Source organism: Plantibacter sp. T3, from assembly GCF_902506515.1.
Classification (GTDB): domain Bacteria; phylum Actinomycetota; class Actinomycetes; order Actinomycetales; family Microbacteriaceae; genus Plantibacter; species Plantibacter auratus.
The window spans coordinates 1,066,316-1,078,474 of sequence record NZ_LR733286.1; the positions used below are offsets into that span (position 1 = coordinate 1,066,316).

8 protein-coding genes are annotated in these 12,159 nt (G+C 70.9%); 3 read left to right on the forward strand and 5 right to left on the reverse strand.

The annotated features are described in order from the left end of the window. Positions 1-4: 4 nt before the first annotated feature. The 5 genes from GV015_RS05220 to GV015_RS05240 all read right to left on the reverse strand — a co-directional run bounded on the left by GV015_RS05220 (position 5) and on the right by GV015_RS05240 (position 8,391). On the reverse strand, positions 5-2,191 hold the full coding sequence (locus tag GV015_RS05220; protein ID WP_159877078.1) for an alpha-galactosidase: 2,187 nt from the start codon (positions 2,189-2,191) through the stop codon (positions 5-7). A 27-nt stretch (positions 2,192-2,218) separates the two neighbouring features. Beyond that, positions 2,219-4,210, reverse strand: coding sequence for a DUF2264 domain-containing protein (locus GV015_RS05225; protein ID WP_159877080.1), 1,992 nt, complete (start codon positions 4,208-4,210; stop codon positions 2,219-2,221). After that, positions 4,207-6,138, reverse strand: coding sequence for a heparinase II/III family protein (locus tag GV015_RS05230; protein WP_159877082.1), 1,932 nt, complete (start codon positions 6,136-6,138; stop codon positions 4,207-4,209). The genes GV015_RS05225 and GV015_RS05230 overlap by 4 nt, the downstream gene beginning before the upstream one ends. Positions 6,139-6,167: 29 nt before the next feature. Next, positions 6,168-7,196, reverse strand: a complete 1,029-nt coding sequence (locus tag GV015_RS05235; protein ID WP_159877084.1) for a hydroxyacid dehydrogenase — start codon at positions 7,194-7,196, stop codon at positions 6,168-6,170. A 103-nt stretch (positions 7,197-7,299) separates the two neighbouring features. Beyond that, positions 7,300-8,391: a substrate-binding domain-containing protein gene (locus tag GV015_RS05240; protein WP_124768321.1), complete on the reverse strand. Its 1,092-nt coding sequence runs from the start codon at positions 8,389-8,391 to the stop codon at positions 7,300-7,302. Positions 8,392-8,531: 140 nt separating this feature from the next. On the opposite strand from GV015_RS05240, the gene GV015_RS05245 reads away from it, so the two are divergent. The 3 genes from GV015_RS05245 to GV015_RS05255 all read left to right on the forward strand — a co-directional run bounded on the left by GV015_RS05245 (position 8,532) and on the right by GV015_RS05255 (position 12,153). Further along, positions 8,532-9,527, forward strand: a complete 996-nt coding sequence (locus GV015_RS05245; protein ID WP_338000138.1) for a sugar ABC transporter permease — start codon at positions 8,532-8,534, stop codon at positions 9,525-9,527. Continuing rightward, positions 9,524-10,411 (forward strand): carbohydrate ABC transporter permease, encoded by an 888-nt coding sequence (locus tag GV015_RS05250; protein ID WP_079704680.1) that lies wholly within the window; start codon positions 9,524-9,526, stop codon positions 10,409-10,411. Before GV015_RS05245 ends, GV015_RS05250 begins: the two co-directional genes overlap by 4 nt. An 83-nt stretch (positions 10,412-10,494) precedes the next feature. Further along, positions 10,495-12,153: an extracellular solute-binding protein gene (locus GV015_RS05255; protein ID WP_159877086.1), complete on the forward strand. Its 1,659-nt coding sequence runs from the start codon at positions 10,495-10,497 to the stop codon at positions 12,151-12,153. Positions 12,154-12,159 lie beyond the last annotated feature (6 nt).

A 12,159-nucleotide genomic window follows, 5' to 3' on the forward strand; every position in this document is an offset into this window, starting at 1 on the left:
GATGCTAACCCGCGTCGCCGTCCTCGCCGACTGCTGAGACCTCCACGATCCAGGCCCGTTCCGGTGCGGACGACGGGGTCTGGAGGCCCGAGTGCGACAGCACCGCCCCGGAGGCGACCACTCCGGTCCACCCGGCGAGCGGGCCGTCCACCTCGTCCTCCTCGCCGAACCAGGCGGGCACGGCGCGACCGCCGGTCGGCTCACCGATGCGCAACGGCCGAACCCGGTAGCGACGCTCCGGGTCGAGTCCGCGCAGGGTGAACCGCCCGATCCTCGCGACGTCCGAGCGGCTGAGGAACGCGAGCGAGAACAGGGCACGCGACCGGTCCTCGGCCACCACACCCGTGATCTGGAGTGTGTCGTCGAAGACGTCCTCGCGCACGAGCCTCCCCGTGTGCAACAGGTCACGCGTCCGGCGGTAGAGCCCGAACCATCCGCGCAGTTCCTCCAGTTCGGCCGGGGACGCCTGCCGCAGGTCCCACTCGACCCCGAGATGACCGAAGAGCGCGGTCGCCGCACGGAAGGACAGCTCGTGCGAGCGGCCCGTGGTGTGCGAGCGCCCGGAGGCGATGTGGGCGCCGAGCCGCTCCAGGGGGACCAGCTGGGCGGTCCAGCGGTTGATCTGCTGCCGCTCGAGCGGGTCGCTGCAGTCCGAGGCCCACACGCGGTGCGTGCGCTCGAGGACGCCGAGGTCGACGCGTGAGCCGCCGGAGGAGCAGGACTCGATCTCCAGCTCCGGGAACCGACGCGTGAGTTCGTCCATCAACCGGTACACGGCCGCCGTCTGACGATGCACGCCGGCCCGACCGTCGGGTGCCGACCCGGCGTCGACGAGGTCGCGGTTCTGATCCCACTTGATGTACGCGATGTCGACCTCGGTCAGGATCGCGGTCATCCGTTCCAGGACGGCGGCGAAGGCCTCTGGTCGGCCGAGATCGAGGACCTGCTGGTTCCTGGCGGGGATCGGCAATCGTCCGCCCGTCTGCATGATCCAGTCCGGGTGCTCCCGGGCCAGATCGGAGTCGAGGTTCACCATCTCCGGCTCGAACCACAGACCGAACTCCATCCCCAGGCTCCGGACCCGGTCGGCGAGCGGCTGCAGCCCGTCGGGCCACACCTCCTCGTCGACGAACCAGTCGCCGAGCCCCGCGCGGTCGTGTCGTCGCCCACGGAACCAGCCGTCGTCGAGGACGAACCGCTCGATCCCGAGCGAGGACGCGACCTCGGCCAACTGCATCAGAGCCTCGGCGTCGTGATCGAAGTAGACCGCCTCCCACACGTTGAGCGTGAGCGGTCGGTCCCGTGCCGGATGGCCGGATTGCGCGCGCAGGTGCTCGTGGAACATCGCGGCCTGGGCGTCGAGCCCGTCCCCGTGGGCGCCGTACACCCAGGGGCTCGTGTAGGCGTCACCCCTGGCGAGGCGGATCTCGTCGGGCAGCAGCAGTTCGCCGCCCCCGATCACCTGGTCGCCGGTCGAGAGCCGTTCCGCGAGGTGTCGCTGGTTGCCGCTCCACCCCACGTGGACGCCCCAGACCTCGCCCGTGGCGAAGCCGAACCCGGGGACGCCCACGTTCAGGACGAGCGGCGCGTCCGGCCCGGTCCGCCCGCGGCGGTCCTCGCGCACCCAGGCGCCGACCCGGAGCGGCGAGGGCTGCGGCGTCCGCTCCTTGCCCCACCGGCCGGCGAGGTCGAGGACCTCCCGGGCGCGAGCCGGGATCGGGAGCGCGAGATGCAGGTCGTCGAGCCGGTAGACGCCGTCGGCGACGTTGCGGAGCGTCGCGCGGACACGCAGGAGACCGGCCTCGCTCAGCTCGAACTCGATCCGGATCGCCAGGCCCGCCTCGGCGTCCTCGCCGTCGACGGTCACCGTGCGCGGGGTCACCTGCGCCGGCCCCATCGTGAACAGCGGCGACCAGTCGCGTCCGTCCCGGCTGCCGGTGATGCCCGGCCGACCGAGCCAGGCCTCGCTCTGCTCCGGCAGCACCGCGAGGCGGGTCGGGCGGTCGGGGGCGTTCTCCGTGACGAACCGCTCCGCGCCGCGCACGACATCGGCGAGCTCCGTAGCGTCGAGCGCACCGAGGTCGGCTCCCCAGTGCGCGATCGACGGCAGATGTCCGTCGCGCAGGTCGATCACGACGCTCACGGCGCGCGATCGCAGGTGGACGACGGACTGTCGGGTGTCGGTGGACATGGGGTCCTTTCGGATGGGGTGCGGTGGTCAGTCCGCGGACGGGCGTGCGAGCTGGCCGTCCCAGGGGACGAAGGTGGCGAGGTCGACGTCGTGCACGGTTCCGTCGGTCCACCGTGCGACCAGTCGGGTCCCGGTCACGTCCACCGCGACCGGGAGGTCGGGTGTCTCGCCGTCGTCGAAGCGGAGGGTGTGGAGCGCGGCCAGGACGGTGTGCCCCGGAGTGCTGGCGGCGTACAGCGCCGGAACCGCCGAGTGCGGGCCAAACGCGTTGGCGTCACGGTAGGCGACGGCCTCCGCGCGGTCCCAGCCGTGCAGCCCGACGATGGTCGCTGCGAGCCCGTCACGACCGACCACCGTGGCCCGCGGCGTGGCCCCGGCGGGATCGACCACGGTGCGCAGTACCGCGTCGTCGGCGACGGCCGCACCGCCCTCGCGGACGGCCCACGCGCGAGTCGACTCGACGAGGTGCGCGCGGAGCTCCTGATCACCGTGGACGATGCTGACCGTGGTGACGGCGCAGCCCGGCCACACCCGGCCGTCGAGCTGTGGGAGGTGCACCGAGCCGGAGACCTCGCCGACGGTCCGCATCCCGCGGATCGCGGCCCGTCGACTCGCCCGCCCGTCCTCGTCGAGCAGCGCGAGATGGCCGTCGACGTTCTCGTCCCACGCCGCGCCCGTCCCCGGGGCGGTGTGCGAGGAGTACCCGAACTTGGCGTAGTGCGGATCGTCCGCGTCGGCGCGAGCGGGCTCCACGGGGATCTCGCAGTGGTCGCTGCCGTGGTTGGCGAGCGTCACGACACCGTCCCGCTGCGAACGCAGGATCCATCCGACCGCCGGCAGCACGGTGGTCTCCGGCGGCCCGTCGGTCGGTTGCGGGTGTTCCGGAGCGGTCCACACCGGGTCGTCGCGGTCGATGGCGAGCCCGAGGAACCCGATGCCCGCGAGGTAGGGCGAGCCGAAGCCGCTGTAGCTCTGCGCGGTGGGCTCCCACGGCCCGTACCAACCGAGACTCAGCGGGCCGTCGACGCCGACGCCGTGCCGGACGAAACCCGAGACCACCCCGGAGGCCAGGCGTCGCGTCGCGCCGGGACTCAACGGGTTCACCCCCGAGAGCTCGGCGCACCAGAGCCCGGCGAGGGCGGCCGTCCGATAGCTCAGCGAGCGGCCGACGTGCACCATCGACCCGTCCGGCGCGACCATGCGCGCGAAGGAGCCGGTGAAGTCGTGCAGCCGTTCCAGATGCCGTGAGCCGTCGGCCGTGCCCGTGCGGTCGGTCATGCGGTACCAGGCCCAGAGGTAGGGGTGGATCGCCCACGCGTTGTAGTAGTCGATCGCGTGTTCCGGACCGTCGGTGTACCAGCCCTGCTCCAGGTGCCACGACTCCACGCGGGCGACGTTCCTCGTGCCGTTCAGCCCGGTGACGTCCTCGTCGACCGAGCGGAGGAACGCCTCCGCCATCGCCGGGAAGAGCTGCCAGTTGTTGTGCCAGACCTCGAGGCGCGCATGGTGGCGCAGCCAGTCGGCGATCTGCACCTGCTCCTTCCGGGTGAGCCCCGCCCACAGTCGGTCGCGACTGACGTACAGGCCGAACGCGATGTTCGCCGCCTCCACGATCGAGTTGGTGACGCCCGTGCCGGGGGCCCGACACGTCACGCCCAGCGGCCAGGACTCCTGACCGTCCGGGGCCGTACCGGCGAGGAGTGCCCGGCTGTACCAGGCGACGAGGTCCTCGACCCCGTCACCATCGCCGGCACCAGGGCCGTCGCCACCGCCGGCGATCCGTGGTGCGGCGAGGAGGAAGGAACGACCGACCGCCTCCATGCCCTCGCGTGCGACACCGTCGCGGGTGACCCGACCGGGCAGCCGAGGAATGCCGCCGAGCGGGCTCTCGAACCGGCGGACCTCCGCCAGCCACCGGTCGGCCGTGGCCTCCCATTGCGCCCGCGTCCACCCGGTGAAGGGTGCGGCGACGGCATCCGCGGCCGGTAGACGGAACGGCGGGAGCGGGTCGGGCGTCATCGTCGGGCCTCCATCGGTGCTCCCGGTTCCGGGCACTGTTCCGCGCGGCGCACCCGCAGCGTGTGTGACCCGCTCGTCGCGGCGGCGCGCTGCACGAGCCGGATGCGGAAGACGGCCGACCCCCAGACCTCGTGGAGCTTCGGGTCGTCGATGTCGATCCGGTCCACCGCCACATCGAACGCGGGGTCGGTGTCCAGGCGGGCGTCGCCGACCAGGACACCGTGATCGTCGGCGACCGGCTCGGCGGCTGTCAGGAACGTCAGCGTCATCTGCGACGGTTCGGCGAACGCCCAGTGGTCGTCGACGAGGACGGCACCGGCCGCACGGTCGAGCGTCACCGCGCGGTCCAGGGCCGTGAGGCGGGCCTCGGGCGGATACGCACCCAGGAGGGACGTGGCGAGGACGGAGCGGTCGCCCTCGTCGGAGAACCGTGTCCCGCTCGCCGTGAAGGCCCGACCATACGGTTGCTCGACCCCGGCAGGGAGGGGGACGTTGTGGAAGGCGCTCCGCATGGTCCAGATGCCGTAGCGGGTGTCCGGCATGAAGGTGTCGCGGTGGTACACGCCGACACCCACGTCGATGAGGACGGGCTCACCGTCGAGCGAGACGATGACCCCGCCGACGTCGTTGTGGTTGTGGCTGACGTCGTTGTGACCGCCCTTCGCGGCGACCGCCCAGCCGTCCACCCGACCGGCGTGCTCGCGGAACACCGCCACCTCCGTTCCCGGTGCATACCAGGAGGAGGGCATCCCCGCCGTGGCGTCGCCGGCCGTGGTCCACGCCGGGTCGAGCAGCTCCGCGAGCGTCCGGCGGAACAACGGTGCCAACTGCCCCGAGAACCCGAGCGGATGCGAGCGCCCCACCCAGCGGGCATGCGCTGCCACCTCGTCGTCGCCCACGCGCTCGCCGAAGCGGGCGAGCAGGTTCCACGTCGCGTTCGCCGGCAGGCTCGCGGACCCGTCCGAGAAGTTGACCTGCGATGTGGCCGACAGCTGCATGACCATCGGGAACCGGGCCATCGCCGCGACCGGTGGGACCGCGAAGCCGTCGAAGGCGCCGCCCGTCAGGTCGCCGAGCAGGTCGAGGGCCTCGAACAGGGTCGCGCCCGCCCACCACCAGTACGTCGCACCCTCGTCGCAGCTCCCGTCCTCGGCGTACCCAGCTCGGAAGCGGTCGAGGACGGCGACCGCCCGGTCCACCGACGCCGCCAGCTCGGACCGATCGGTCTCGACCACGGCCGAGCAAACGAGCACGTTCGAGACGATCCACGGGGCCCAGTTGTTCGGCGGTCCGTCGAGCCCGTGCCAGAAGTCCACCTCGTCGCGCCACGGATCCAGGACCCGACGACGGATCTCGGCGTGCACCCGTGCCCGCAGTCCCGGGAAGGCGCGCTCCAGACGGTCCCCGGCGATCGTGTCGATCGCGGCGAGCATCCCGCCGATGTAGGCGTCCGAGAGGTCGAGCACGTCACGACCGGGGATCGGGAGGAAGGGGCGCTCGCCGGACTCGGGCAGCGCGTAGTGCGAGGGCAGACACCAGGCGGTCAGTTCGCAGAGCCGCCAGACGCGGTCGCCGAGCTCGCCGACCCAGGCGTCGGCCCCGGTGGCACCGAGCGCGAGGGCCGAGGCGGCGACGGACCCGAGGAGGGCCTGCTGCGCCGTCTCGTACGGGGTCCGGTCGCCTTCCGCGCTGTACGTGGCCCAGAGCGACAGCGTCGGCGGGTTGTGGTCCGCCTCCGCGCACCAGCGGTGGGCCGCGTCGACGAGGGCCACCCGGTCGCGCTCGGCGACGCGGCCCCAGGCCTCGCGGTCGTCGACCGACGGTGCGGCGCTCCAGTCCCCGACCCGCAGTGAGCGGCGGGCCCGGTCGTCGAACCGTCCGGCGAAGCTCGTGGTCGTCGGCGCGGTGCGGTCTGTCTCGAGGGTCACGGTCTGGCCTCTGGTGTTCGGTGGTCGGTTCACGCCTGCAGCGCGAGGGCGGCGAGGGTGATCGGTCGATGGAAGGTGCCGAACCGGACGAAGTGCAGGGCCTCGTCGACCGTGTTGGCTGCGAGACGTGCGAGCTCGTTCCCGGCCGAGCCGGCGATGTGCGGCGTGATGACCGTGTTGGGGGTCGACCACAGTCGGGAGGAGGGCGGCAGGATCTCCGGCGAGGTGACGTCGAGGATCGCGACCAGGTCGCCGCGGTCGAGTCGGTCGGCGAGCGCGTCGTGGTCGATGAGGTCGCCTCGGGCGGTGTTGATGACCGTGGTCCCGGGCCGCATCAGCTGGAGGAGGGACCGGTCGACGAGGTGTCTGGTGGAGGGGAGTGCCGGGGCGTGGAGCGTGACGATGTCGCTGTGCGCGGCCAGCTCGTCGAGCGTGACGCAGGGTACCCCGAGGGCCGCCTGCTCCTCGTGGTCGAGGGTCGGATCGGCGACGACGACCCGCACGTCCAGGGAGGCGAGGCGCTCGACGACGAGGCGGCCGATCCGGGAGGCGCCGACGACGCCCACCGTGATCCCGTGGCTGCCGACCGTCGGCCACGCCCGCTCCGCATCGACGGGGGCTCGAGAGGCCCGCAGCGTCTCGGCGGCCCAGAACGTGCGCTTCGCGGCGAGGATCACCATCGCCATCGTGAACTCGGCGACCGGGACCGCGTTGGCCGTCGCACTGGAGGTGAGGGCGACCCGGCGTTCGAGGAGGGCGTCGGTGACGATGCCGCGCACGCTGCCGGCCGAGTGCGCCACGGCCCGGAGTGACGGCAGGGATCGCAGGAGCGTCTCGTCGAGCACGGGGGAGCCCCAGCCCGTCACGAGCACCTCGACCGCGGCCAGCCGGGCGCGGTCCGCCGCGCGCTCGAGCCGGAGCGGGCGGTCCCACGGCAGTCGAGCGTGCGACTCCGACCGCAGCCGGGCGAGGTCCGGCTCGGAGAACACCCGGTCGAAGGTGCCGTCCGGCATGAGGAAGCCGATCGTGCCCGTGCGGGCGCTCTCGCTCTGCGGCATCGTCGCCTCCTGGTCGTCTCGGCAGCAGGCTCAATCCCAATCGGAGCCGCCCGATCGTGTCAAGCACGCCCGTTCAAACGAACAGGAATCGAACAGCGCCGTGCTATCGCGGTGGCGCGGTCGACTCGCGGAGGCTCAGACTCGGCCGCAGGCTCATGTGGCGTGCGGAGAAGCCCTGCTGGGCCGCGGCCGAGATGCGCTCGAAGCACATCGTCGCCGCGAACCGGCCGATGTCGCGTTTGGGCGGTGCGACCGCCGTGAGCGGCACCCGGGCGAGCCCGGCCACCTCGTCGTCGTACGCCACGATCGACAGGTCGTCGGGGATCGAGAGCCCGAAGTCGAGCGCCGCGTCCGCGAACTCGACGGCGTAGTGGTCCGAGTGCATGAACACCGCGGTCGTGCCGGACGCCACGCACGCCTCGAGGTACCGCCTCGTCTGCTCGCCGACGCCGTGCCGGTCGTCGATGATCGCCGTGCTGGCGTCCTCGCGCAGGCCGAGCTGGCGTCGGGCGCGCTCGTAGCCGAGCCGCAACGAGGGCGTCGTCGGGGTGTCGAAGGCCGCCATCCCGACCCGCTCGTGACCGAGGGCGGCGAGGTGCCGGAGCGCGATGGCGGCGCCGGCGGCATGGTCGGTGCGCACGAACTCGAGTCCGTCGCCCACCGGCGACTCCGCGACCGAGCGCTCCACGAGGACGACGGGGACCGGTGCGCGCTCGAGGAGCTCGAGCGTCGCGAAGGCGTCGAGGACCGAGGTGGTCACGAGGAGGCCGTCCACCCCGCCGGCCAGCAGTCGCTCGATCTGGTCGCGCTCCCGGGCGGGGTCGTAGCGCGAGACGCCGAGGACGATCCGACCGCCGAGCGACTGCGCCCGCTCCACGGCACCGGCCACGATCGTCGGGAAGTAGTAGCTCGGATCGGGCACGACGAACCCGAAGGTGAACAGGGTGTCGGCCGCACCGGGGGCCGGCGTGGGGCGGGCGCCCGGCCGGTGCGGGATGCCCGTGGTCGGCTGCGTGTCGATCGAGACGGCACCGCCGTGCACCCGACGGAGGCGGCCCTGCTCCCCGAGTTCGCGCAGGTCCCGCCGGACGGTCATCGCGGAGATGCCCATGCGCTCGGCGAAGTCGGCCGCGGAGAGACTGCCGTGGATCCGCAGTTCGGCGAGGATCCGGTCGTGTCGTTGCGAGAGCTCCATGATCGACTCCGATGTTCGATATCTGTTCGGATGATTAGATGATCTTGACTTTACTCAACGGCCCCGCGAAAGATTGCCAACGTTCGAGAGAACGACGCGGAAGCACCCGACGGGCCTCCGCTGCGAGCGAAGGAGCTGCTGTGAGCGCGACGACGACCGATCGGCCGGAGACCATCCGACCACCGATCGCACCCGCAGGGTCCGGCGGCCGGCCGACGAAGCGCAAGGTGCCGTTCGGGATGCAGTTCCGTCGCGACTCGCCACTGCTCATCATGGTGACGCCGGCGGTCGTACTGCTGCTGCTGTTCGTCTACATCCCGCTGCTCGGGAACGTCATCGCGTTCATGGACTACCAGCCGTACATCCCGATCCCGGACAGCCCGTGGGTGGGTTTCGCCAACTTCTCGGCGCTCTTCGGCGATCCGGCGTTCTGGAACGCGGTCTCCAACACCCTCCAGATCACGTTCATCCAGCTGGTCCTCTTCTTCCCGGTCCCCATCGCGCTGGCCATCTTCATCCACTCGCTGACCTGGCCCTGGCTCCGCTCCATCGTGCAGTCGGTGCTCTACCTGCCGCACTTCCTGTCCTGGGTCATCGTCGTCGGCTTCTTCCAGCAGAGCCTCGGCTCGGGAGGGGTGCTCAACACCTGGCTGCGGCAACTCGACCTCGGGACCGTCTCCGTCATGTCCGACCCGGCCACCTTCAAGCTCCTGCTGTCCTCGCAGGTGATCTGGAAGGACGCGGGCTGGGGCACCATCATCTTCCTCGCGGCGCTCGCGGCCATCGACGACTCGCTCTACGAGGCCGCCGCCATCGACGGAGCGGGCGCCTGGAGCCGGTTCTGGCACATCACCCTGCCCGGGATCCGGCCCATCATCGTGCTGCTGCTCATCCTGCGGCTCGGCGAGGCGCTGTCCGTCGGCTTCGAGCAGATCATCCTGCAACGCAACGCCGTCGGCCCCGGAGCCGCCGAAGTGCTCGACACCTACGTCTACTACCACGGCGTCATCGACGGGAACTGGAGTACCGGCATCGCCGCCGGCCTCATCAAGGGTCTCGTCGGTCTCGTCCTCATCCTCGTCGCCAACAAGGCGGCGCACATGCTCGGCGAGCAGGGAGTGTATTCCAAATCATGAGCACCATCGTCCGACCGGTCTGGGCGGGGAAACCGAAGCCCGTCGTCCTCGCGCTCAAGGCGCTCGCGATCGTCATGATCCTCGCCGTCATCCTGTTCCCGTTCCTCATCGTGGTCTCCACGAGTGTGTCGACCGCCGAGGACGTCACGGCCGCCGGTGGCTACGTCGTGTGGCCAAAGTCCTTCACGCTCGACGCGTACCAGCAGATCCTCGCCGGGGGCGTGGTCACCCGCGCGATCCTGGTGACGCTGTTCGTGACCGTGGTCGGCACGCTCATCAGCCTCGTCTGCACCGTGTCGGCAGCGTGGGCCCTCAGCCGGCGTTCGTTCTTCCAGCGCCCCGTACTGATGATCGTGCTCGCCACGTTCCTCTTCACCCCGGGGCTCATCCCGCTGTACCTGATGGTGAAGCAGCTCGGTCTGCTCGACAACGTCTGGGCGCTCATCCTGCCCGGTGCGTTCAGCGTGTTCAACATGGTGGTCGTCCGCGGCTTCATGATGGGCATCCCGCAGGAGCTCATCGACAGCGCGAAGATCGACGGCGCCGGGGAGTTCCGCATCCTCGGCACGATCGTCCTGCCGCTGTCCCGCGCGGTGATCGCCGTCGTCGCCCTCTTCTACGCGGTCGGGTACTGGAACGCGTTCTTCAACGCGCTGCTGTACATCAACGACACCTCCAAGTGGACGCTCCAGCTCGTCCTGCGCACCTACGTGCTGCAAGGGTCCTCGCTCGTCGGTGGAGCTTCGGACGCCTCGGTGCTGCCACCGGCCGAGTCCCTGCAGATGGCCGTCGTGCTCATCGCCATCGTCCCGATCCTCATCGCCTACCCACTCGTGCAACGCCACCTCACGAAGGGTGTGCTGACCGGCGCCGTCAAGGGCTGACCGGTCCGCACACCTCCACCCGGCACCGTCGCCGGGACCTCACCCGCGCCCCTGGCGCCAGCCCCACCTCGAAGGAGACCACGATGAACGACACCACCTCTGGCCTGTCACGCCGCACCTTCCTCACCGCGGCCGGCGTCGGCCTCGCCGTCCTCGGCCTCGGTTCCGCGCTCGCCGGCTGCACGCCAGGCGGCGCGACGTCCGGTGCCGCGGGTTCCGGAGCCCTCGTCCCGCTGCCCACGTACGTGCCGATCACGAAGGGACCGACCCCGGACCTCGCCGGCTCGGCCACGGTCCAGCCCGTCTACCTCTCGGCACCGAAGGAGGCCGAGCTCTTCACCTCGGTGTCCGGGAAGGCCGCCGTGAGCGGCACGGTGTCCGGGTTCGTCATCTCGTACAGCCCGCCGGCACCCGCGTCGAACAGCTACCTCCAGGCGGCCGAGCAGGAACTCGGCTGCAAGCTCGACCTGCAGGTGGTCCCGGCCGACTCGTTCGCGCCCAAGTTCGCGACGGTCGTGGCCGGCGGCAGTGTGCCGGACCTCGTCGAGTTCCTCGCGTTCCAGCTGCCGCCGTCCTACCCGCAGCTGCTGAAGGCCCAGTTCGCGGACCTGTCCGACCACCTCTCCGGCGACAAGGTGAAGGCGTACCCCAACCTCGCGAACCTGCCCACCCCGTCCTGGGAGGGCTGCCGGATCAACGGTCGGATCTACGGCGTCCCGGTGAACCGCCCGCCGTTCGGCAACATGCTCATCTCCCGACCGGACGTCATCAAGGACCTCACGGGAGCGGAACCCGCTCCGAAGACGAAGGACGAGTTCACCGAGCTCTGCAAGGCGGTCACCGACGCCAAGCGCAACCGGTACGCGATCAGCGGGCAGAGCAACGGCGACAGCGTCGACTGGGGGTACGACTTCATGGGCGCGATGTTCGGGGTGCCGAACGGTTGGGAGCTGCAGGGCTCGAAGCTCGTCCACAAGTGGGAGTCGGACCGCTGGCTCGAGACGCTGTCGTACATCAAGGAGTTGAAGGACGCCGGGTACTACCACCCGGACACCCCGAGCATCTCCGGCTCCCAGGCGAAGACCTACATGGCCAACGGCACAGTGCTCATGCACCAGGACGGCATCTCGGCGATCATCGACCCCAGTGCCCCCGAGGGCGTGGTCTACGACGCGATCCTCCCGTTCGCGGCGGACGGCGGCGACGGCATCGTCTACCAGGGCTCGTCGATGTTCTCCTTCACCGCCATCAAGCAGGCGGACGACGCTCGCGTGAAGGAACTGCTGACGCTGCTCAACCACCTCGCGGCGCCCTACGGCAGCACCGAAGGGTTCTTCCTCCAGTACGGCCGGGCCGGCGAGCACCACACGCGTGAAGCGGACGGTCGCGTCGTCCTGACCGAGGCGGGATCCGCACAGATCGGCCCCACCTCGTTGAACCGACTCGCCGCAGCACCGCAGATCCTCGCGAGCGCGGTGCCGATGGAGGAACGGCTGCGTCGCTCGCACGCGTGGCAGGAGCAGGCCTCCCCGATGCTGCAGAAGAGCCCGATCACCGGGCTGTACTCGGAGACCGCCGGCAAGACGTCGTCGGCGACGAACGCCCTGTCGTCGACGATGAACGAGTACGTCCTCGGCCGGACCGGTTTCGACGCCGTGAAGTCGGGCATCGCCTCGTGGAAGAAGTCGACGAACGACAAGGTCCGTGCGGAGTACCAGGAGCAGCTCGAGAAGCTGTCCTGACGGCGG